General features: G+C 49.4%; 17 protein-coding genes. 10 read left to right on the plus strand and 7 right to left on the minus strand.

What is annotated here, in order from left to right:
• Positions 1–47: 47 nt before the first annotated feature.
• Complete coding sequence (locus A0W33_RS00205; RefSeq protein WP_068836290.1) at positions 48–1,211, plus strand: sigma-54-dependent transcriptional regulator; 1,164 nt, start codon at positions 48–50, stop codon at positions 1,209–1,211.
• Positions 1,212–1,528: 317 nt separating this feature from the next.
• Here A0W33_RS00205 and A0W33_RS00210 read toward each other — a convergent pair whose 3' ends face one another.
• A complete protein-coding gene (locus tag A0W33_RS00210; protein ID WP_068836291.1) occupies positions 1,529–2,449 on the minus strand; it encodes a M90 family metallopeptidase in 921 nt (306 codons plus the stop codon).
• A 33-nt stretch (positions 2,450–2,482) separates the two neighbouring features.
• On the minus strand, positions 2,483–3,478 hold the full coding sequence (locus tag A0W33_RS00215; RefSeq protein WP_068836292.1) for an acyl-CoA synthetase family protein: 996 nt from the start codon (positions 3,476–3,478) through the stop codon (positions 2,483–2,485).
• Between the two features lie 69 nt (positions 3,479–3,547).
• Here A0W33_RS00215 and A0W33_RS00220 point away from each other — a divergent pair, with 69 nt between their 5' ends.
• Entirely contained in the window at positions 3,548–4,096 is a 549-nt protein-coding gene (locus tag A0W33_RS00220) for a hypothetical protein (protein WP_068836293.1), read from the plus strand.
• A 152-nt stretch (positions 4,097–4,248) separates the two neighbouring features.
• On the opposite strand, the gene A0W33_RS00225 is transcribed toward A0W33_RS00220, so the two are convergent.
• The gene (locus tag A0W33_RS00225) at positions 4,249–6,657 is read right to left on the minus strand and encodes an alpha-ketoacid dehydrogenase subunit alpha/beta (protein ID WP_068836294.1); all 2,409 of its coding nucleotides are present in this window, start codon (positions 6,655–6,657) and stop codon (positions 4,249–4,251) included.
• A gap of 193 nt (positions 6,658–6,850) precedes the next feature.
• Between A0W33_RS00225 and A0W33_RS00230 the strand changes: the two genes are divergently transcribed.
• From A0W33_RS00230 to A0W33_RS00240, 3 genes are all read left to right on the plus strand, one after another.
• On the plus strand, positions 6,851–7,633 hold the full coding sequence (locus A0W33_RS00230) for a DUF1573 domain-containing protein (RefSeq protein WP_068836295.1): 783 nt from the start codon (positions 6,851–6,853) through the stop codon (positions 7,631–7,633).
• Between the two features lie 236 nt (positions 7,634–7,869).
• Positions 7,870–8,982, plus strand: a complete 1,113-nt coding sequence (gene ald / locus A0W33_RS00235) for an alanine dehydrogenase (RefSeq protein ID WP_068836296.1) — start codon at positions 7,870–7,872, stop codon at positions 8,980–8,982.
• A gap of 131 nt (positions 8,983–9,113) precedes the next feature.
• Positions 9,114–10,991: an LTA synthase family protein gene (locus A0W33_RS00240; protein WP_139237094.1), complete on the plus strand. Its 1,878-nt coding sequence runs from the start codon at positions 9,114–9,116 to the stop codon at positions 10,989–10,991.
• Between the two features lie 132 nt (positions 10,992–11,123).
• On the opposite strand, the gene A0W33_RS00245 is transcribed toward A0W33_RS00240, so the two are convergent.
• Positions 11,124–11,504 (minus strand): type I restriction enzyme HsdR N-terminal domain-containing protein, encoded by a 381-nt coding sequence (locus A0W33_RS00245; RefSeq protein WP_317040214.1) that lies wholly within the window; start codon positions 11,502–11,504, stop codon positions 11,124–11,126.
• Between the two features lie 161 nt (positions 11,505–11,665).
• On the opposite strand from A0W33_RS00245, the gene A0W33_RS00250 reads away from it, so the two are divergent.
• Both A0W33_RS00250 and A0W33_RS00255 read left to right on the plus strand, forming a co-directional pair.
• Positions 11,666–12,439 carry an AMP nucleosidase gene (locus A0W33_RS00250; RefSeq protein WP_068836298.1) on the plus strand — a complete coding sequence of 258 codons (774 nt, stop codon included), beginning with the start codon at positions 11,666–11,668 and terminating at the stop codon, positions 12,437–12,439.
• Between the two features lie 253 nt (positions 12,440–12,692).
• Positions 12,693–14,357 (plus strand): amidohydrolase, encoded by a 1,665-nt coding sequence (locus A0W33_RS00255; RefSeq protein ID WP_068836299.1) that lies wholly within the window; start codon positions 12,693–12,695, stop codon positions 14,355–14,357.
• 106 nt (positions 14,358–14,463) lie between these two features.
• Here the strand turns inward: A0W33_RS00255 and A0W33_RS00260 are convergent, their stop codons facing one another.
• The 3 genes from A0W33_RS00260 to A0W33_RS00270 form a co-directional block, all read right to left on the minus strand.
• Positions 14,464–15,795, minus strand: a complete 1,332-nt coding sequence (locus tag A0W33_RS00260) for an MFS transporter (protein ID WP_068836300.1) — start codon at positions 15,793–15,795, stop codon at positions 14,464–14,466.
• A 62-nt stretch (positions 15,796–15,857) separates the two neighbouring features.
• A complete protein-coding gene (locus tag A0W33_RS00265) occupies positions 15,858–17,231 on the minus strand; it encodes a hypothetical protein (protein WP_139237095.1) in 1,374 nt (457 codons plus the stop codon).
• 114 nt (positions 17,232–17,345) lie between these two features.
• Entirely contained in the window at positions 17,346–18,818 is a 1,473-nt protein-coding gene (locus A0W33_RS00270) for a hypothetical protein (protein ID WP_068836302.1), read from the minus strand.
• A 509-nt stretch (positions 18,819–19,327) separates the two neighbouring features.
• Between A0W33_RS00270 and A0W33_RS00275 the strand changes: the two genes are divergently transcribed.
• Genes A0W33_RS00275 through A0W33_RS00285 form a run of 3 tightly spaced genes read left to right on the plus strand, consistent with a single transcriptional unit; the run spans position 19,328 to position 23,505 of the window.
• The gene (locus A0W33_RS00275; RefSeq protein ID WP_082815083.1) at positions 19,328–21,052 is read left to right on the plus strand and encodes an ABC transporter substrate-binding protein; all 1,725 of its coding nucleotides are present in this window, start codon (positions 19,328–19,330) and stop codon (positions 21,050–21,052) included.
• 6 nt (positions 21,053–21,058) lie between these two features.
• Entirely contained in the window at positions 21,059–22,432 is a 1,374-nt protein-coding gene (locus A0W33_RS00280) for an ABC transporter permease (protein ID WP_068836303.1), read from the plus strand.
• Complete coding sequence (locus A0W33_RS00285; protein ID WP_068836304.1) at positions 22,429–23,505, plus strand: ABC transporter permease; 1,077 nt, start codon at positions 22,429–22,431, stop codon at positions 23,503–23,505. Before A0W33_RS00280 ends, A0W33_RS00285 begins: the two co-directional genes overlap by 4 nt.
• Positions 23,506–23,651: the final 146 nt, after the last annotated feature.

Here is a 23,651-nt window from a genome sequence, read left to right on the forward strand (position 1 = left end):
ACAAGCGGCCCTGAATTGGCTATACTTACCCTGACAAAATAAAAACTATGCCCAAGATTCTAATAATTGACGACGAAAGGGCTATCCGAAGCACCCTGAAGGAAATACTGGAGTTTGAGAACTATACGGTGGATGAAGCGGAGGATGGCGAAAAAGGCTTGCAGCTGCTCGGCAAAGCCAAGTATGATGTGGTGCTCTGCGACATTAAAATGCCTGGAATGGACGGCATTGAAGTGCTCGAAAAGGCTATGGAGGTGGCACCGGACTCTCCTTTCATCATGATTTCAGCCCACGGAACAATAGACACCGCCGTGGAAGCCACCAAAAAAGGGGCTTACGATTTTCTGCAGAAGCCACCCGACCTCAACCGACTGCTGGTAACGGTGCGTAACGCCCTCGACAAATCGACGCTGGTGACGGAAACCAAGATCCTCAAAAAGAAGATCTCGAAAACTTACGAAATGGTTGGCACCTCTGCTGCCCTCTCGCGCGTGAAGCAGGCCATCGAGAAAGTGGCCCCAACCGATGCCCGCGTGCTGGTAACCGGACCGAACGGTTCGGGCAAGGAGCTGGTAGCCCGTGCCATACATGAGCACAGCAACCGCAGTGGCGGTCCGCTGGTAGAGGTGAACTGCGCCGCGATACCAAGTGAGTTGATCGAAAGTGAGTTGTTCGGGCATGAAAAAGGCTCGTTCACCTCGGCTGTAAAGCAGCGCATTGGCAAGTTTGAACAGGCCGACGGCGGCACCCTTTTCCTGGACGAGGTGGGCGACATGAGCCTGTCGGCGCAGGCGAAGGTGCTGCGGGCACTGCAGGAGCACAAAATTACACGCGTGGGCGGCGACAAAGACATCAAAGTGGATGTGCGTGTGGTGGCAGCGACAAACAAAAACCTGTTGGATGAGATCGAGCAAAAGAATTTCCGCGAGGACTTGTACCATCGGTTGGGCGTCATCCTTATCCACGTGCCTGCCCTGAACGACCGCCGCGAAGACATTCCGGACCTGGTGCAGAAGTTCCTCAACGACATCGCCAACGATTACGGCAACAAGCCCAAAACCATTACGACCGATGCCCTCGCTTTTCTGCAGCAACTGGACTGGCGGGGCAATGTAAGGGAATTGCGCAACGTAGTAGAGCGCCTCGTGATCATGAGCGGCCCTGAAATTACTGCCGAAGATGCCAAAGCTTATGCGCGCCCTGTTGTATAAGCACACTGATTGTCTTCTTAATATCAGCTAGATATTAACTTTATACTTAAACAAGAAAGTCATCCTGATGGGGATGACTTTCTTTATCTCTACACCACAAGAATAGAAGTGTCCCCTTGAGGGGACTACAGGGGTGTTGACAGCTGAAAACTCATAACAGGAACTCAAGCCTTAAGTTATTGCCTCCAAATCTACACCCCTATGGTCCCCTCAAGGGGACAGTTATTCTTGCTGCTAGTTTCCTATTTGGAGGTGGAAACTCGAAAATCATTTTGTTAAGGCAAGTAAGTGGCGCCCTGGTATTAGAAGATATTTACCTATGCTGCCTTGGCTTTTAGACGGCAGCACTGCTTATACTTGAGGCCGCTCCCGCAGGGGCAGGGCTCGTTCCGGCGCAGGCGCTTGCCAAACGGGTTCAGCAGTTCCCTGAAATTTAGGCGGAAGCGGCGTTTCGGATTCTGATCAAACACTTTGGTGAGCAGTTCATACAGCTTCGGGTGTTTTTCAGCCAGCATACCCGGCTTTTCAAAGAAGTATTCCGTCACCACGGCAAAGAACTCGGCCTCGCTGGTAGCGCCGTAACTGTTAATATCCGAGTCGCCTTTCTCTATTTTCTTTATTTCGCGGTACATCAGCTGCTGCCACGGCTCAATCAGCTCGTCCGGCAGGTAGGCTGCTGGCGTACCGTCTATTTCGCCGTCTGCCTGGTCCAGCATGTGCGCAAATTCGTGGATGCCTACGTTTTTGCGGTCCGCCATGTCGTTAAAACCCCTCTCCAGCGCTGGCTTGGACAAAGTGACATAGTGGTCGTTCTGAAACGGGTTCACCCTTCCCAGCACTTCGCTCACCGCCTCACTTTTCTCATCTTTGTACTTCTTGATGCTGCCCGGAAACACAAGCACTTCCCCCAGGTTGCGGTACTCCCAGTCGCGGAAGCCGAAGATAGGAATGATGGCACTCGAAGCCACCAGCACTTTTGTCAGATCGTCCACCTCCACGTCAATGCCCGTAATGCGCTTTTCTGAAAGAAACAGCTGCAGCATCTTTTCAAAGCGGGCTTTGTCCTCGTCTGTCTTCAGCGTATGGTAAAAACCAACGCGATCCAGCAGTATCTTGCGCCACTCAGCGGGAAACTCCCGCTTCAGTATTTGTTTGCGGTGCCTGGTCTTTCGGGAAGCCCATCTATAAAAAAGCAGGCACAGGCCTGCTACAAAAGCAAAAAAAGCGATATATCCCATGGCAACTTAAACGCAGGGCTGGAGGGAAAGATGTTAGTTTACAAGTAAATTACAGCCCCTGATGTCAGAATTATCAAAGCGGCCCAGTACCTCAAAGCTGCCATCTGAGTGCAGGCGCCCGATGTCCTTCGTCTCGATGAAGGCGCAGGAGTCAACGTTTGCCAGGTCAATAACATTGATCCCGCCGCTGCGGATCGTGCTGCCTATGTCAAATGGGTCGTTCAGGTCGCGGAGCAGGAGGCGCATTGAATAGCCGGGCCAAAAGATGCCTTCTCCCCTGGAGTAGCCCTGCGAGAGCAACTCGGTCATGCCATACTCCGAATGGATGGCCTCCACCCCGAACCCCTGTTTCAGTTGCGCGTGCAGCTCCTCCCGGATCATCTCGCGGCGCCGCCCTTTCATACCGCCGGTCTCCATCACGGCCACACCGGTAAAATCCTCCTTCCCCTGCAACTCCTCCGCCAGATCTAGCAGGGCATAAGACACGCCCATCAACAGCACGCTTTTGCCCCGGGCACGGGCCTGCCGCATACTTTGCAGCAGCTGCGCATGGTTTCGGAGGTAAAAGCCCTCCTCCTGCTGCCCGGTGCGCTTCACAAAATAATCAACCATGGCCACAAGCGAGGAACCGCCCTGCTCGAGGTAAGACGGCAGCAGCGCCAGGATCACGTACTCATTCAGTGGGCCGTAAAACTGCTCGAATATGCGCTCCGACACCTGGTGATAAAGATCCCGGTTCGCCACAAAGTGGCGGCTGCGCGCTTGCAAGGTGGTGCCGCTGCTGTAGAAAACAGCTTCAGGTTCAAACGCGCCTGTCAGCACCTGCTGCTCCTTAAAAAACTCTATCGGCAGGAATGGGATGCGCACCAGTGCCTGCACCTGTTCCGGTTGCACGCTGAGATGCTGCAGGTAAGAGCGGTATACTTCATTATGGCGGGCCTGGTGCCGGAAGAGTGCCAATGCAGCACTTTCGAAATCAAAAGTCTCATTTTGCTGCAAAAGGTTAATATGGTGGGTTTTAAAATCCATTTGATACAACAATTCCTATATTCCCTGCGTTTATTTTAGTAAATTTAGCTTCATTTTCTGACACGCTACATGAACAACATGCTAAAGTATAGTGCCCTGCTGTTGGTGCTGGTCCTGGTACTAGCCGGATGCCGCAAGGAACCGAATTACAGCGACATTCCTCAAATCACCTTTGACCGGGTAGAGCAGTATACTTACTCCCAGAACAAAGTACTTATAGACACGCTGTTTATCGTAATCGATTTTCAGGATGGCGATGGTAACCTGGGCCTGAGCCGTGGTTCGGGTGGCTCACAGACAGGCCCTGATTTTCAAGATCCTTTCAACCCCGGCTCGCCATACTTCGACAATTATTTCGCAAACCTGCAGGTAAAGCGGGGCAACACCTACGAGTCCACTCCCTTCACGTTCAGCGGCCGATTTCCAAGGCTCTCCAACGATGAGGCGCCCGAAACACTGGAAGGCGAGATACGCTTCACCATCGACAGTTTTACCACGATTGACTACCCTGCCGGAGATACCGTTCGTTTTGAAGTATACATCTATGACCGTGCCCTCAACAAGAGCAATGTGGTGTACACCGATGACGTAGTGCTCTACCAGGGTCAGGGGCGCTAACCACGTATAGCCTTACCAACAGACTTATATTACTTTCTGCCAACTCATTTTGACAAAAAGCATCAATCACCAGTTAAAGTAAATTCTAAATGAAAAAGGGCCCCGGTTTTCTGATACCGGGGCCCTTTTTCATGATCTATACTTCTGCTTGCTTAGTATATTGTCGGATAGGCTTCCGGTTCGGCTTCGTGCATGATCTGGTAAATTGTTTCAAACACATCCTCTGAGTTTGGCTTGGAGAAATAATCCCCATCCGAAGAGTAGGCCGGACGGTGCGCCTGCGCCGAAAGGCACTGCGGCTTGGAGTCCAGCCAGCGCCATGCCCCCTGCTCATCCACCACCTGCTGCATCATGTAGGCAGAGGCTCCCCCCGGCACATCCTCATCTGCAAAGAGCACACGATTCGTCTTTCGAATAGAATCTACAATGCTATGGTGCACGTCAAATGGCAGCAGCGTCTGCACGTCAATCACCTCTACGGATACACCGAAGTCCTCCAGCTGGTTTGCAGCCTCCAGCACGATGCGGCACATGGAGCCGTAGGTAACCACCGTAATGTCCGTTCCCTGTCGCAGCACTTCCGGCTGACCAAGCGGCACAGTAAATTCTGCGATATTGTTTGGAATGCGCTCCTTCAGGCGGTAGCCGTTCAGGCACTCTATCACCAGTGCCGGCTCATCAGCCTTAAGTAGCGTGTTGTAAAAACCAGCTGCCTGAGTCATATCGCGGGGCACGAGCACGTGCATGCCGCGAATGCTGTGGAGGATCATCCCCATCGGCGAGCCCGAATGCCAGATTCCCTCCAGGCGGTGGCCACGCGTGCGCACGATCAGCGGCGCTTTCTGACCGCCTTTGGTGCGGTACTGCAGCGAAGCCAAATCATCAGACAATATCTGGATAGCGTACAGCAGGTAATCGAGGTACTGAATTTCAGTGATCGGACGCAGGCCACGCAAGGCTGCACCAATTCCCTGACCGATGATGGTCACTTCACGAATACCGGTGTCTGTCACACGCAGTTCGCCGTGCTTCTCCTGCAGACCGGCAAAGGCCTGGTTCACATCACCAATGAAGCCAACGTCTTCGCCTATAGCGAACACGCGCGGGTCACGCGACAGCATGGCATCAAAACATGCCTGCAGTACTTCGCGCCCATCTACAACCGGCGAGTTCTCGTCAAACTCTGGCTTGACTTCTTCTACCTCCAACGCCGAGCTTTCGGACTGACTAAATAAATAAGAGTTGAAACGGTCTGCATTCTCACCGAGCGCCTGCTCCAGCCATCCTACCAACTCACGCTTCGCGGGGTTGCGCTCATCGCGCACGTAGCGTAATGCCTTACGCACCGCTCTGATAGCGTCGCTGCGGATCGGGTTTGCCGTTTTGCGAAGCTCTTCCGTGATGGTTGCCACTTCTGTGATATGCTCACTGGCTGCTGCCATGTTATCCAGTAGTTGCAGTGCTTCCGCGTGATCGTCTTTTATTGCATTGGCAAAAGCATTCCAGGCATTGCTGCGGGCAACTTTTACCGTCTCTTTGGCACCAGCCTCAATTTCGTTAAGCTGCTCCTCTGTCGCAATCTCATTGTCCAGAATCCATTCGCGCATCTTCACAAGGCAATCGTAAGCGGCTTCCCACTCCAGGCGCTCCTTCGATTTGTAGCGCTCATGCGAGCCCGAGGTTGAATGGCCCTGCGGCTGCGTCACCTCCTCCACATGGATCAGCACCGGCACATGCTGCTCGCGGCAAACGCGTACGGCGGCTTCGTATGTTTCGCAAAGAGCGGCATAGTCCCAGCCTTTCACTTTAAATATTTCATAACCCTGCTCTCCTTCCGCGTTACGCTGGAAGCCAGCCAGAATCTCAGAGATACTGCCTTTGGTGGTCTGGTATTCAGCTGGCACCGAGATGCCGTAGCCATCGTCCCAAACAGAAACCAGCATGGGCACCTGCAGCACACCGCCCGCGTTTATCGCCTCAAAGAACATGCCCTCTGACGTGGAGGCATTGCCGATGGTACCGAAGGCCACCTCATTTCCGTTAACGGAGAAGCTTTTAAGGTTTTGCAGCGCGGGGTTCTGGCGGTACAGCTTTGAAGCGTAGGCCAAACCCAGCAGGCGGGGCATCTGCGAGGCCGTAGGCGAGATGTCTGAGCTGGAATTTTTCTGCTCCATCAGGTTCTTCCAGTTGCCTTCATCATCGAGGGAGCGCGTTCCGAAGTGGCCATTCATGGCGCGGCCAGCCGTGGAGGGTTCTGCTTCCACATCGGTGTGGGCATATAACTGTGCAAAGTACTGCTGCAGCGTCAGTTCTCCGATGGCAAACATGAAGGTCTGATCGCGATAGTATCCTGATCGCCAGTCGCCGGGCATAAAGTATTTCGCCATCGCCAACTGTGCCAGTTCCTTGCCATCTCCGAAGATGCCGAATTTGGCCTTGCCCATGAACACCTCCTTGCGGCCCGTAAGACTGGCCTGGCGGCTCTCCCACCCGATGCGGTAGTCGTTTAGTATTTCTTCAGCTGTTAGTTTTTTATTTATAGATACTTCAGCAGTCTGCATGTCTTGTCAGTTAAAACAAAAGGGTTTCTTACTCATCAAAAGTACAGAACATTCGCTTAATTTCAAATTTGCGCGGTTCTGCCACTTGTCTGACATTTAAAGTGAAACACTTTGTTGGAAAAGAGAATATTGTATATTTGCTTTGCGCTACTATAACAGAGCATGTCTGTCTTTTCTTTGCGTTTACTTGATTATGATTAAAAAGCTATACTTCTTATCCCTGCTGTTTCTGATATTTGTGCGCTTCACAGCAAACGCACAGGGCGAATTACAGTTTGAGAAAGAAGTACATGACTTTGGAACCATTGCCGAAGGCACTCAGGTTTCTTACGTGTTTCGGGTGAAAAATATCGGGAACGAGCCTGTAATTATTTCGGGGGTGCAGCCCTCCTGCGGGTGCACGACGCCTACCTGGACGAAGGAGCCGATACTGCCGGGAAAAATTGGCACGATTAAAGCGGAATATAACAGTGCAGGCCGGCCGGGCGCATTTAATAAATCCATAAATGTAGTTTCAAATGCAGCAACGCAAAACAGAATTTTGTATATTAAGGGTGAGGTTGGGCCAAAAGATTTAAATTTAAGTTACACGCCGGAACAAAAGGCTTTATCCCCGCGTTTGGCAGTCGGAAGTACCAATTACAGCTTTGGAAAACTTGAAAAAGGACAAAAAGTTGTGGCTAAATTCCGAATCCGTAACAACGGACGTCAGCCGCTGATCATACAGGGCGTGAAGAGTGCCTGCAACTGCGTGATCTACCGTACTTCTGTGCCTGAAATAAAAGCCGGCGAAATTGCAACACTGGAACTAAGGTATGATGCGGCGGTGTTAGGGGAGCAAAAGGAGATAGTAACAGTTCTTTCAAATGACATTGTAATGCCGGGCCTCAAGCTAACGCTAAGAGCAGATGTGGTGGAGCCCAAGGCAGCTAAAGATATAGTAAGGGAAGGCGCAACGCCTAAACCTTATAGATAGTTTTTTTCATAGTTTTATTTTGTACTAATGGCAGTGATCTTATCACTGCCTTTTTTCATTTATACCCCTTTGGTTTTTCCTCGCTCCTCGCCCGGAATTGCACCGTTTTTCTATTATTCCCTTCTCTCCTTTAGCCACTTGCCCCACATTGCCGCAGAAGTATTTTATTTCTGTTTACTTGTGGTATATTTGCGCAGCTAAACTTAAATCTTGTCCATTTTAAAACTAATCGCAACATGATAATAGGTGTTCCGAAGGAGATCAAGAATAACGAAAACCGCGTTGGAGCCACTCCTGCCGGTGTGATTGAATTGGTGCGCAATGGCCACACCGTATACGTACAGTCTACTGCCGGCGAAGGCAGCGGATTTATGGATGAAGACTATTCGGCTGCCGGTGCCACGATCCTTCCAAGTATAGAGGATGTGTACGGCATCGCCGAGATGATCATCAAAGTAAAGGAGCCAATCGAGTCTGAGTATTCTTTGATCCGCGAAGACCAGTTGCTGTTCACTTATTTCCACTTTGCCTCTTACGAGCCGCTGACGCACGCCATGATTGCGCGCAAAGCCGTTTGCCTTGCCTACGAAACAGTGGAGAAAGCTGACAGAACTTTGCCCCTGCTGGTGCCTATGTCTGAAGTTGCCGGTCGTATGTCTATTCAGGAAGGCGCGAAGTACCTGGAGAAGCCAATGGGCGGCCGTGGTATCCTGCTGGGTGGCGTACCGGGTGTGCGTCCTGCCAAAGTGCTTATACTTGGTGGCGGGGTGGTAGGTACCAACGCTGCGAAAATGGCAGCGGGTATGGGTGCAGACGTAACCATCATGGACAACAACCTGCAGCGCCTGCGCTATTTGGATGATATCATGCCAGCCAACGTGAACACGTTCATGTCGAACGAGTATAACATTCGCGAGCTGCTTCCTACCCACGACCTGATCATCGGTGCTGTGCTTATACCGGGTGCCAAGGCTCCAAACCTGATAACCAGGGAAATGCTGAAGGACATGCGTCCGGGCACTGTGCTGGTGGACGTTGCCGTTGACCAGGGTGGCTGTATTGAAACCTGCAAGCCAACCACGCACGAAGATCCTATCTACATTATCGACGACGTAGTACATTACTGCGTGGCCAACATGCCGGGTGCCGTGCCTTATACTTCTACGCTTGCCCTTACTAACGCAACGCTTCCATATGCGCTTCAGCTGGCCAACAAAGGCTGGAAAAAAGCATGTGCCGACAGCGCGGAGTTGCTGAAAGGCCTAAACGTGGTACAAGGTAAAGTAGTATACCAGGGTGTAGCCGAGGCTTTCGGATTGGAATTTGTTCCAGCTGAGAACGTGCTGTAATACAATTTAATGCTACTATATAGGGCGCCTTTTTGATTAATTCAGAAAGGCGCCTTTATTTTTGCGCTAAAGGCGGCGTTACACCATTTTACCGGATGCTGCCTCAATTAAACTTTTAGAATAAAAGAGTCGTGTTTGATTCTGCTTTTAAACTATTGCTGCGTCGTTTGGGCCTGCTGCTTGGGCTTTACATGCTGTTGCGCCTGGTCTTCTACTTATTTAACTACAGCACCTTCTCCGGAGCCGGGGCCAGCGAAACCATACTTGCCTTTGTACATGGCCTTCGGTTTGATGCAGCCGCCATACTTGCCGTGAACAGTCTGTTCATTCTGCTTTCGTTGCTGCCGGTTGGCAATACCCTTCATCCCACCTACCAAAAAGCGCTGAAGTGGGTGTTTCTGCTTTGCAATGCCCCTTTCATCGCACTCGCGCTGGTAGATGTGGAGTTTTTCAAATTCATTGGCCGCCGCTCCAGTAACGAGGTGTTTACCATTGCCGGTGATGTGACGGCGCAACTGGGGCAACTCCTTGGCTATTACTGGTACCTGCTGCTGGGATTCGGGCTGCTGCTCTTTTTGCTGGTAAAAATATACCCAAAAGCACCTGCCCATACTTCACCGCAACCAAAAGTATGGCTGCGGGGCTTGCGTTTGCTGCTCGTAGCTGGTTTTATGGTGCTGGGCATACGCGGCGGGCTGCAACTGAAGCCACTGCGTCCAAGCCATGCCTTTGTGCTGGAACCCGCCGTGCTTGGCCACCTTACCCTCAATAGCCCTTTTACCTTTATCAAGGGCATCGGCAAAACGCAGTTGGAGCAAAAGCATTATTTCGATTCAGATGAAGCGCTGCTGGCGGCCCTGCAGTTTGACCCGCAGCAGTATGCACAACCTGATGAGCCTTTGAAACAGGACAACGTGGTGATCATCATTCTGGAGAGCTTTTCTGCTGAGTATGTGGGTGCTCTGAATAAGGGTCGCGGCTATACTCCTTTCCTCGACTCGCTGGCTCAGGAGGGGGTATTGTACAAGAACGCCTTTGCAAACGGACGAAAATCCATTGAGGCGCTGCCGTCCATACTTGCCGGGGTGCCCGCGCTGATGCAGGACCCGTTTATCACCTCCCCTTACCAGGCAAACGAGCTGTACGGGCTGGGAACGCTGCTGCAGCAGGCAAACTACAAAACTGCCATGTTTCATGGCGCAGCAAACGGCTCTATGGGCTTTAACAACTTCGCCACCCGCGTAGGTGTGCAGGCGTACTATGGCCTGGATGAATACCCGGAGGACTTGCGCGAACGTGACTTTGACGGGCAGTGGGGCATCTTTGATGAGCCTTACCTGCAGTACGTGGCCCGGCAGCTAACTCAAATGCAAAAGCCGTTCATGGCTATGCTGTTCACGCTTAGCTCACACCAGCCCTATACTATCCCTTCCAAGTATAAAGGCCGTTTCCCGAAAGGAGAGTTGGAGATACATGAATCTATTGGCTATGCGGACCATGCGCTGCGGGAGTTCTTTGCGACAGCGGCCAAACAACCGTGGTACAGCAACACGCTCTTTATCATCACTGCAGACCATACCCAAAAAAGCATAGATCCAACTTACCAAAATGAGCCGGGCTATTACCGGGTGCCCCTGCTGCTCTTCCACCCCGGCGGAAATCTGTCGGCGCTGAATGCAACCAGTATCGCTCAGCACGCCGATATACCCGCCACAATCATCGATTTTCTGAACATCCCGACAACGAAGCTGCTTCCTTTCGGCCGCTCACTTTTCGATTCCACAAGTACCGGACGAGCTGTCCTCTTCAACGGCAACGCTTATTTGCTAGTGCAACCGGAGGTAGTTACGGTGCTGGAGCAGAACGATGAGGTTAGCTTCTACTCGTTCCAGGATTTCGCTCCAGGTGCAGCCCCGGCCCCCAGGGCAGCAGAACTGCTGAAAGCACAGGTGCAATATTTTCGGAATAAGATGGTGGCGAACAAGTTATACTTCTGGGAAGAGCGTTGATTTTGGAATTATGAATTATTAATGGTCTCCTTATACGCATCTTCTAAGCCAGTCAAACCACCCCTAGCCCCTCCTTATCCAAGGAGGGGAATTTTTCTCATCTAGCTACAGATGCCCTTCATAACCTCTAATTCATACTTCATCATTAAAAAAAGGAATTTCCTGCAGCGGCTCATACTTTCGGGTTTGAAAATTCACCTTCCAGCAATAATGGGCAAGGCCGTTTGTGATAACCACAAGGGGCGCTTGCAACGTTTGGTTGTACGTTGACACCTGCTTCACTACCTCCTGTGTAATAGGAACGTACGCTGCTTTGCACTCTGCCAGCAAATAGGGCTCCCCCTGGTTATCGTACACACATACATCCGTACGCTTTTGCAGCTTATTGTAACTTGTGCCGCGCTCAATGCTGATCAGGCTTTTGGGGTAATTCAGGTGGTAAATAAGGTAGTGCACCAGGTGCTGCCGCACCCACTCCTCTGGCGTCAGAATCACGTTTTTGCGCCGAAGCATATCAAAAATGAGATAATTAGCGCCGGATTTTGTAACTTTGTAATCGAAAGGTGGCAGATTTAGAGCATCCATGCCGCAATTTAGTTAAAAGCTGTACTTCCGCCCCAGTAGCTGCACTGCGAAGGCGGATTTTTTATACCTACTAACATAATGCTGAATATATGAAGACCAAAGAAGAGATCGTAAACGATTGGTTGCCCCGCTACACAGGAGTGCCCCTGGATGAGTTTGGCGAGTACATCCTGCTCACCAATTTTATAAACTATGTGCGCATGTTCTCTGACAAGTTCGGTGTGGAGATTCGCGGACTGGACAAGCCCATGCAAACGGCAACCGCTAACAACATCACGATCATCAACTTTGGCATGGGCAGCGCCATGGCTGCCACGGTTATGGACCTGCTGTCGGCCATAAAGCCAAAGGCGGCACTGTTCCTTGGCAAGTGTGGTGGCTTGAAAAAGAAAACTCAGATCGGTGACCTGATCCTTCCCATTGCCGCCATCCGCGGCGAGGGTACGTCGGATGATTACCTGCCAGCTGAAATACCCGCCCTGCCTTCGTTCCGCCTGCAGCGTGCCGTATCGTCTATGATCAAAAAGCATGAGATGGACTACTGGACCGGAACAGTTTATACGACCAACCGCCGCGTTTGGGAGCACGACGAGGAGTTTAAAGAGTACCTGCGCCAAATCAGGGCCATGGGTGTGGACATGGAAACGGCCACAATCTTCACCGTTGGCTTCGTGAACGAGATCCCGCATGGCGCCCTGCTGCTCGTTTCGGACAACCCGATGATACCTGAGGGGGTGAAAACCTCTGAAAGCGATAAGCTGGTAACATCTAACTACGTAGACAAGCACCTGAACATCGGCATCGACTCATTGCTCGAGCTTATAAACTCCGGAGAATCAGTGAAGCACATGCGCTTTGAATAAAAGAATAACGCAGCAGTTCCTTTTTCACTAAATATAGCTGCCTGGTCTTTTCGTGGCTGATCAGGTATAACAGGCCCTGCTTCTAATTCAGAAGGCAGGGCCTGTTTGTATTCAGGGCTATTCTCTCCTACCCAAGTATAGAACCCCTCTGCTTGTAGCTGCCTTACTGGCGGCGCACGTGCTTTTAAGGTAACATTCTGCTATATTGCCGCCCAATCACCTATACAACCGCACCAAAACCATATCTAAACCAATGAACAAGACCCTACGCACCTTTGCCGCAGCACTGCTGTTGGGCAGCTCGCTTTTCAGTAGCTGCACCAGCATACAAAAGGGCACTGAAGAGGCAGACCTGATCGTGTACAACGGCACTATTTACACGGTGAATGAGAACTTCGATAAAGCCGAGGCTTTTGCCGTAAAGGACGGCAAAATTATAGCCGTTGGATCAGCAGAAACCATTCGAAATACTTACAAAGCTAAAGAGGAACTGGATGCACAGGGAAAAACAATTTATCCCGGCCTTATTGACGCCCATGCGCATTTCTACCGCTACGGACTCGCCTTGCAGTCGGCCGATCTGGTGGGAACGAAGTCGTTTGAGGAGGTCGTGCGCAAGGTAACGCAGCAGCGTGAAAAGTACCCGGATACAGAGTGGATTACCGGCCGCGGCTGGGACCAGAACGACTGGGAGGAAAAAGAATTCCCGACGAAGGATACGCTGGACCAGCTGTTTCCGTCCACTCCTGTTATCATCACCCGCATTGATGGCCATGCCGCACTCGCCAACCAAAAGGCGCTGGACCTTGCGGGCATAAACGCAAACACGAAAATGGTGGGTGGCCTGGTAGAGGTGAAGAACGGGCAAATGACTGGTATCCTGATTGACAATGCAGTGGACCTGGTAACAGCAAAAATTCCGGATGCATCAGAGCAGGAAAAGCGGCAGGCGCTGCAGAACGCAGAAGCGAACGTTTTTGCCGTGGGGATCACCTCCCTGGATGATGCCGGCCTAGACAAGGCTACAGTGGACCTGATGGACGACATGCACCGGAAAGGCGACCTGCGAATCCGGGTGTATGCCATGCTGAACCCAACCGAAGGAAACAAAGCGCATTATTTTAAAAACGGTCCTTACAAGACAGACAGGCTGAATGTACGCTCGTTCAAGGTTTATGCGGACGGGGCGCTTGGGTCCAGAGGCGCAAACCTGATTGAGCCGTACCACGACCGCGCGGGCCATTACGGTTTCCTGCTGGCCTCCGAGCAGGAGTTTCGCGACATCGCCAAAGAACTTAATGAGCATGATTTCCAGATGAACACGCACGCCATCGGCGACTCTGCCAACCGCCTGCTGCTGGACATCTACGGAGAGGTGTTGGGAGGCAAAAACGACAAACGCTGGCGCATTGAGCACTCGCAGATCGTGAACCCGGCTGACATGGACAAGTTTGGGAAGTACAGCATCATTCCTTCGGTGCAGCCAACGCACGCAACCTCTGATATGTACTGGGCCGGCGACCGATTGGGCAGCAATCGCATCGCGCACGCGTACCCGTTCAAGGAACTGATGGAGCAGAACGGTTATATTCCATTAGGCTCTGATTTCCCGGTGGAGGACATCAATCCATTCTATACGTTCCATGCAGCCGTGGCCAGGCAGGATGCGGAGAATTATCCCCAGGGCGGTTTCCAGATGGAGAACGCACTCAGCCGCGAGGAGGCCCTGCGTGGCATGACGATCTGGGCGGCAAAAGCCAACTTCGAGGAAGGCGAAAAGGGAAGTATAGAACCTGGTAAGTTTGCCGATTTTATACTTGTAGACCGCGATCTGATGAAAGTAAAGCCAGAGGAAATGCGCAACACACAGGTGCTGCAAACCTATGTGAATGGAAAGCAGGTTTACAAAAAGAAGTAGCCAAGCAAGCTCAAACAAGTGAATAAACAAATGGCCGCTGCGGTTCTACCGCAGCGGCCATTTGTTTATTCACTTGTTTGAGGCTCTGAATTTTACTTTGTTACATTCAGCTTCCAGCTAGCTGCACATTTTGCGCCTGTGCCTCCAGATTAGCTCTTTTGCCACGCACCAGAAACAGGAAGATCAACCCAAGTATAAAAAAGGATATCAGCGCCAGCACACTGTAGCGCATAGAACCCGTTGCCTGCGCGATAGCGCCGTAGGCCAGCGTTCCCAACACGATGGAGATTTTCTCGGTTACATCGTAGAAGCTAAAGAAGGAGGCGTGATCGATGGTGGTGGCAGGAATAAGTTTGGAATAAGTGGATCGGGACAATGCCTGTATCCCTCCCATCACAGAACCCACAACTGCGGCCAGACCATAAAACTGGTATTCGCCATAAGTGAAATAGGCCCCCACGCAAACAACGATCCAAATGCAGACTGCCATAATTAACGCCTGAATATTACCATACCTGGCTGATAACTTAGAAAATACGTAGGCGCCGGCAACAGCCACCAGCTGAATGATGAGAACAGTAAGTATAAGCACCTCGCTTGGCAGCCGTAGTTCTACCTCCCCAAAAATGGCAGCCAGATACATCACTGTTTGCACCCCCATGTTGTAAAAAAAGTAGGCTAACAAAAAACGCTTGAGCAAAGGCAGCCCCTTCACCTGCTGCAGCACATGCTGCAGCTCTTTAAAGCCATTCAGAAGCCAACTGCCCTCCGGCTTCCGGGCATACACGTTACCGGGAAGGTGGTAAAAAGAATACTGTGCGAAAGCAAACCACCAGATGCCTGTTGTCAGGAAGGCAATGCGCGGCGGCAGGGACGTATTTTCCGGGGCAATACCAAACCACTCCGGCTTCATGATCATCATCAGGTTGAAGATCAGCAGCAATACGCTGCCCACATAACCCATGGAAAAGCCGCGGGCACTAAGGCTATCGAATTTATCCTCGGTGGCGATTTCGGGCAAATAGGCATTGTAAAACACAATACTGCCGCTATACCCAATGGTAGCCAGCACAAAGAGAATAACAGAAAGAGTGAAGGTTTCAAAGGTAAAGAAGTATAAACCGGCGCAGGAAAGAGACCCCAGGTAACAGAACAGCCTCAAAAACAGCTTCTTCCGTCCACTGTAATCGGCAATGGCTGTAAGTATTGGGCTCAAAACGGCTATGATAAGAAAAGCCGCTGAAATGGCGTAGGTAAAGAGCACCGAACTTTCCAACTCAGCACCCAGAAAATTCACCACAGAGGTACCATCAGGCCGTCGGGCAACGGCGGTAAAGTAAATGGGAAAGATAGTAGAGGTGATGACCAGCGAGTAAACGGAATTGGCCCAATCATAAAAGCACCAGGCACGGGTAACGGTGGGGTTATTCTTTTCCATGAGCCAAAATAACAAAAAAACTGATCTCTTTTCACCTCACATTAATTCGGGAGGAAAAGGAATCAGTGCTTTTGCCGTAGCTCCAGTAATTCCAACACAAGCGCCCACAGGTGCTCATACGGCACCACTTCCACCTCGGCAAAAGCATCACCGGGCAGCGGTGTGACTTTTAATTTGTTCAGCAGTTTCTCCCCCCGCTCCTGCACAACCGCTAAACTATGCTCCTGAAGCGCCAACTGCAGCATGCGCATGAAAAGCCGAGGCCGCTCAGCCTTCTCTCCCTTCAGATACTTGCTGGTATACTTGCGTACCCGCTCAGCCTGCTGTTCCAGGTCATTTTTAGGTTTTGCCAATACCTCCAGGATGTCCAGCTGCAAGAGTGCTAGGTTGAACCCTGTTTTATCTTTAGGTAAAAAAGCTAGCTGGCCTTTGAAGCTTTCTTTCAGCTCCACCTTATCAATCCAACTTACCTTCTCTAGCAACAGCGCGTGAAGCCTGATTAACTCGAACCGTTCTAAAATTATATCTGAAATTTTAGCATGGTGCCCTTCCGTCAAGGCTCCTTCCAACAAGCTGACTGCTAAGCCATACTGCCGAGCATGAAGCGCTAGCAAAATGTAGTTCTCCATCACGGCATACCAATTAGATGAGAATTGATCGAAGTGGTTTACTGCCTCAGCAGCCAATGTTAAGCCCTCCTCGTAACGCTTACTCCTGAGTAAAGCGTAAATTTGAATATGCAGGTTAAACCTGTGGTTATACCAAGCTTTGTTAATTAGCCCTTTCGTGTGTAGCTTGTTTGCTTCTATCACCGCCTCTACCACGCCTTCATAGTTTCCTGAAAATTCCAGGTAATTAATTCTAAGTATGTGGTAGTATGAATATACTACAGAAGACCCTGTGCTCTGCCAGATCGACCGCATGTGGGCTAGCGTGTCAGGATACTGACTGAGCAAAGCAGCCCGTGCTTTAACGTTTGTTTTCTGCTGCACCATGCACAGATGGTAAATTTTCAACGCCTCCTGCTCGGCAGCTCTTAATGGCCGTTCCTGATGCAGTAACGAATCTAACCGCATGTATTCTTTAAGATTTCCTGAGTTGGCACATAAGGTCTGTTTGTACTCAAGCGCTTTTATACCTAAATCGGTTAATTCGTTTTCTTTGGCCAATTCCCAGACTTGGTCAAACTTCCTGTCCGCCATGCGTTGCTCGCTTAGCTGCATCAAGGTAAAACCGTTGTGCAGGAGAGACAGGCATTCTTGCGTTGCAATAATGTGCTGGTCAAAATACTTATCTGTTAGTTTAACAAGATGAAGGTGGTTGTTCAGCTTTTTACGGAAGCGCGACTTCAGCATACGGTAATTACTCGTGAGAGTCTCACTCCCATATAAAGCAAAAGTGGCGTCCTGGTCCGTTCTAACTTTCGATTCTTCCAACAACCTGAAAAGCCGGGCCTCCAGGGTGTGTTCGTCCTGAAGGTTTAACAAAACAGAGCCTTTTTGCCCATGCCGGTTAATCAGTTTCACAAGCCTTGACAGTTCTTCCAACTCTTAATAGTTATCATCTAAAACAGAAAGAATGTGCTCCCAAAGGTGCTCATAGGGCACAATCTCTATTTCAGCGTAGGCATCTCCAGGGGTTGGGGTTTCGATCAGTTTCTGATACAGCTTCAGCCCTTTCTTGCGACAGGCAGCGGCATTAAAATCTTCAGTGACTGAAAGGATGAGAAGCTTCAGAAAAAGTTTGCTCCGTAAACTGAAGGAATCTTTTAGATGAGTATTGATATATTTTTTTAGGCTTTCAATGCGATAAAGCAGCGCTTCTGTTTCCTTCTTTTGCAGATAATATATAAACTGTAGAATAAGTATGGCCACATTAAAACCCTGCTTGTCCTTGCTGTACTCCGGAAGAGACATGAGAAAGGGATTGATTGCCTTACCCGAATAAATTTTCCTATTTATCACAAACAGATAAGCCTCGTATATTTTCCACCTCTCCTTGGCAGAAACAGATACATTGTTGATGGAATTGTTATGTAGTACTCTATGTATTACAACTTCAGCCAATTCATAGTTCTTTTCATGGATAGCCAAAAGATAGAAGTTCTCCTGGAATGCAAACCAATTTGCTGACCTTTCGTCAAAAAGTTTCATGTATTCGGTTGCATACTCAAGCCCTGTGGCATACCTTTTTAGCCTTAAAAGCGCGTAAACAAGTATATACTTGTTATACAAACTGTCGAAACGGTATTTATTAACCAGACCTTTTGCCAGCAGCTTCTCCGAAAATATTGTCAACTGTAGAATCTTCTCAAAGTCTCCAATCATTTCATAATAAAGGATTGAAAGCTTATAAAAAGAATTAAAAGCCTCGTAAGTACCAGAGCACCGCCACAATTCCTTTACTTCCTGTACTTTCAGATCCAGTTCCGCAACAAGAAGCCTTCTGTTTTTTACACTTTTATGCGCTGACACCCGCATTAACTGGTAAATATTTTGGGCTTTACGCTCAGTAATTTTATTATCTAGCATTTTGTTATACTCACTCACCTGTTTCTGGTATAAAGTGTGCTTACCTGTAAAGGCGTAACACGACAGGATTAACTCATATGCCAGAAGGGTTTGATTGGTAAATGAAAACATAATAGCAACGGAGAGCGCCTTATTTGCGATACTCACTGCTAGTTGAAACCTTTGGTTTCGGAATAAGACATTGGCCTTAATAAGCAGTTGCTGACAATACTGTTCCTGCTGATAAATTAAGTTTTCATCATTATCGAACTCGTAGAGCAATAACATATCATACAATTTTGCTTTAACCCGGTGTTTAAGCATCTTGTACTTATAGTTATTCGGCAAATCGTTGTATAGTTGTTGAGCAGCCTCTGTGTCATCTTTAATAGCACCACTCGTAACCATCGCAAAGAATTGCGCCTCTTTGCTAGTGCTTCTATTAGACTTAAAAAGACTTCCTTTCGTTGGGCTAGCTTTTAACACTTCAACCAGTTGTAATATTTCTTCCAAAAGTTATATCTTATAACGGTATAATAAATGTTACAATTAGCTCAAAAGCTTACTTTTTAGGCAAAGCCACTTTATATATTTTTGAAATACTGACATCTGAAATTTTATTTACCAGATGTTACAATATATAAATTCTGATTTTAAATAACATTTTAATTTTTAAAACAGCACAATATTTTCTGATTTTTATAAGAATTCCCTTATAAAACAATGCAATTTTAATAGTTACTTTTATTATTACTTATTCCTTTTAAAGTAGACCTCATTTTAGAAATATTTGCTTATAACTTAAACACTCACATCATGATAACTCTGATCGTCACTATCATCATTTCTTTGTTCCCTACATCAGGTGATAAAAGCACTACTGGTACTACTACTCCTACAACTCAGCCAGCAACTGAACAACCTATATCTACATTCGGCGGAACAACTGGCTGGATCGATAAATAACATTGCCCCTTTTTCCCTATCTTGCCCCTAAAAGCTTGTAGCTTAAAAGGCGATTCATGAGGAAAATTAGTCAGGCATTAATTTGCTGCATACTCTTACTTACATGCTGTGGCCAGCCTGAGCGGGCGCCTGAAGAGGTGCGTGTACGGCTGCAGGCAGAGCCGGAAACACTAAGCCCTGTCAGCTACAGTGATGCCGGGGCTTTACAGATCATCAACCTTCTGTTCCAGAGTTTGCTTAGCGCTGATTTGGGCACGAATAAGGTGAAGCCTTTTTTGGCTGCAGAGCTACCTGTGATTCAGCAGCAGGACTCCCTAACGCTATTTACCTACACCATTAGGGAAGAAGCCACGTGGACAGACGGCAGACCTGTTACAGCAGCAGATGTAGCTTTTACCCTGAAGGTTTTAAAAGCTCCTTTGCTCAATAACGAGAGCATGAAGCCGCAGGTAGAATTTATTCAGGATATCAGGTTTGATGAGAGGAACAACAGGCGTTTTACGCTGGTTTGTGCTGGCTTCGCTCCTGAGATGGAACTGCTGACAGGTGATTACTTCATTCTGCCGTCCCATGTCTTCGATCCTGAAAACTTACTTCAGCACCTTCGCGTGGCTGATTTAGCTGGAAGCTCTTCCAAGCTGGAAAACGATAGTAAACTTAAAACTTATGCAGCCAGGTTTAATTCTGCCGAGTATGGGCGGGACCCGAACCTGCTGCAAGGCAGTGGCGGCTATACATTAGAGAATTGGGTAAACGGCCAATACCTGACATTGGCGCGCAAAAAAGACTGGTGGGGGAATAACACATCTAACACACAACATCTGACAGCCATTCCGGAACGCGTTAGTTTTCAGATTATACCAGATATCACAACGGCTCTGCTGGCGCTGAAAAACCAGCAGCTGGATGTACTCGAGAACATTCCAGCTGCTGAGTTTGACCAGTTAAAGCAAAACGAGAACTTTCAGGAACACTATGCGCTTTTCGCGCCCGATGCCTACGAATTCGTATATGCAGGCATTAACTCACGCCTTCCCAAATTTGCCGATAAAAGAACTCGTCAGGCTATCGCCCACCTATTGGACATCAACAGTGTGATCAAGGTCTCGCAGCAAAGTTATGCTACCCCAACAGTGGGCCCTATTCCGCCTTCTGTCCCTGAATATTACAACGCAAACCTCAAGCCATTTACCTATAACCCTGACAGAGCTATTGCGTTGCTGAAAGCTGCGGGTTGGTCACGGGAGCAGGATGGCTGGTTCAAAACCATTGAAGGCAAACGACAGCAACTTTCCATTAAGGCGAATTACCGCGCCGGAAACACCAACTTCGAAAATGCAGCCATTATCCTGCAGCAGAACGCAGCCAAGCTGGATATTCCGGTGCAGGTGCAGGCCATGGAGAACAGTTTGCTAAGCCAAAACCTGAAAGCGCATGAATTTGACCTATTCTTCCGGGCGCTTTCAGGAAATCCTTTTGTTTTCAATTTCAAGCCACTCCTCCACACGAGTTATGCAGCGGCTGGCGGCTTGAACTATACCGGATTTGGCACAGCAGAAAGCGATCAGATACTCGACAAAATCAGCTCAACGGCAGCAACCGAGGCAGAAAAGGCAGCGCTTCTAAAGCGTCTGCAGCATATTATGCATGAAGAAGCCTCTTTTATTTCCATGTATTACCAGAAGGACCGCCTGGCAGTGCATCGCCGGTTCGGTAACCTGAAAATATCCGGTCTGAAGCCTAACTATGATGTTAGCGCCTTCACCCTTAAAAAAGAGTAGGCGCCGATGCTGTTGTCCCTGATCAGGAAGCTATTGTTGATTTTACCCGCGCTTTGGCTACTTGGCACTATAGTATTCCTTCTGAGCCGGCTCCTACCGGGCTCCTTTGGAGCAGAGCGCTTTCTGCAGAAGGAGGCAGGCTACTATAGCACAGGCACAGAGCAGAGCAGGCAGGCAGCCTATGCTCAATTCCAGGAGAAGTCAGGTCTTGATCTGCCGCTGTTTTATTTTAGCCTCTCCTCCACTTCCCTGCCTGATTCGCTGCAGCGTGTTTTCCCTGAGGCTCGTCGCCAACAGTTAGAAAAGCTGACGTTTGTTTATAGTGACTGGACTGCTGTAGCTGCGTATGATACCGCTGTGCAGCGACTTCTGTTAGGTGCCCCAACCAACACCGCACCTTACATTCAAACACTCCGCTACAGCACTGACCCTGAAAAGTTGCGAGTGGCGGCACAGCGTTTAACCCAATCAACCGATCAGGCACTGGCTAAGGCTGCAGTGGGTGTAGAACAAAAGCTACAGCAGCTGGAGCAGAATGGGCTAAAACACGCGTTCCTGCTTCCCCACATTAGTTGGCACGGCACTGACAACCAATACCACAAGTGGCTCACCATCCTGTTAGCTGGTGATTTAGGCACCTCTTACCGCACAGGACGGCCGGTGATGGAAATGGTGGAGGAAGCAATCGGCAACACGTTGTGGCTGCTGCTATGCAGCATGGCCCTAACCCTGATACTGGCCGTTGAATTAAGCGTACAGATGGCAAAGGGCCGTATGCAATGGCTTCGCCGCTTTACCTTGCCCTCTCTTTTCCTTTTGGACAGTATTCCGCTGTTTGTATTAGCGCTGCTGCTTTTGCTTCTGTTTGCTAATCCTAATTTCCTGCAGCTTTTCCCCATGTATGGCATGGGCTACTTTACCCCGCAAACCCTATCGCTTGGGCAGCAGGTGGCACAGTGGTTTCAGTTCATGGCGCTGCCCATCATCTGTCTGGTACTCGCGAACCTGCCTTACATGGCAAACCAATGTTATACTTTGCTGCAGGCTTCAATGCAGCAGGATTACACCCGCACCGCCAGAGCAAAGGGTTTACCGGAGCAGCAAATCATTCGGAAGCATGCCTTCCGGAATGCGCTTATTCCGCTCATCACCATCGTTTCTGATTTTTTACCGGCGCTGGTGGATGGCGCTTTCATCATCGAAACCATTTTTGCCATACCCGGTGTGGGGCGTCTGCTGGTGGAATCGGTACTGGCCCGTGACTACCCCGTTCTCCTGGCAATCGTGCTGGTAATTTTATTTGTGCGAATGGTAGCGTATGCACTGGCCGACATAGGATACGTCCTGGCGGACCCGCGCATCAAGCAACAAGTGGCATGAGGCAGCTCTGGGAAAACCTTTTGCAGCAGTGGCAGACTAAATGGCCCTTCCGCCTTGCCTTGCTATACTTGCTGTTGCTAGTGGTGCTGGTGCTGGTGCTACCGGCGCTCCCTCTTCCCTATTCACCGGGTTACCTTGATTTGAATTATGCTTTTCTGCCGCCTTTTTCGGAGAGTGCGCTTGCCACCCAGCACTGGCTCGGAACCGACGGTTTGGGGCGGGATATACTTTCAAATTTGCTTTACGGTGCCCGCTCTGCCTTTCTCATCAGCTTTCCCGTAATGACCGTGGCAACCCTCTTCGGTTTGTTGATAGGTGTAAGTTCCGGCTATTTTGGAGACAAAGGGTTGGTTATGCCCCGCTACCTGTTACTTGCTTTAGTAGTAACCATGGCGGTCAGCTGCTACTATGGGCTGTATATTCCGTTACAGGTAATGGAATTTAAGCTGCCTTTTACCTATGCTACTCAGGCACTATCGGCCCTACTTGGGTTGGTGCTGCTTTGCGCGTTACTTGCAAAAATTTTAGCCAGCTATACTTTCTGGAAGCGGAAAGTAAAATTACCCGCTGATTGGCTCGTATTGCGGAGTATAGAAGCGCTCAACACCATCCCGAGGTTTGTGCTCATACTTGTACTTGCTTCTTTCATGCCTCCCTCTGTCTTGCTGCTGTCGCTTCTGCTAGTCTTCACCCTGTGGCCCACTCCCGCACGCTTGGCACGTGCCGAAATGCTTAAAATTAAGGAGCTGCCTTATTTCGAAGCTGCCAGGAGTGTTGGTACACCACCCTTACTTCTAATCTGGCGCCATGCAATTCCAAACCTGCTGGGCCCGGTGCTGGTGGCGTTTACCTTTGGGTTAGGAGGCTTGCTGGCCTTAGAGTCTACCCTGTCTTTCCTAAATATAGGATTGCCCACAACTTTTGTTAGCTGGGGCCGTACAATTGCTGGCTTCCGAACCAATACAGCCGCCTGGTGGCTTGTCGCGTTCCCTGGCGGATTACTATCGATTACTGTTTTGGCTATTTATACCTGCAGCCATTACCTGACAAAGCTATTCAGCACAAAAAAGTGACAGCTATATGTTACTTTTCAGCCTATAAATCCACTACAAAACAGCTTCCATCAACTTAAATAAGTTGATAAAGCCCTATTCTTGAAGTTTAATGCAAAAGATGTAAGGTTTTAACAATGTTACTTTTGCAACTTTATATTCCTGTT

Source organism: Pontibacter akesuensis (assembly GCF_001611675.1).
In the GTDB taxonomy this organism is placed as follows: Bacteria; Bacteroidota; Bacteroidia; order Cytophagales; family Hymenobacteraceae; genus Pontibacter; species Pontibacter akesuensis.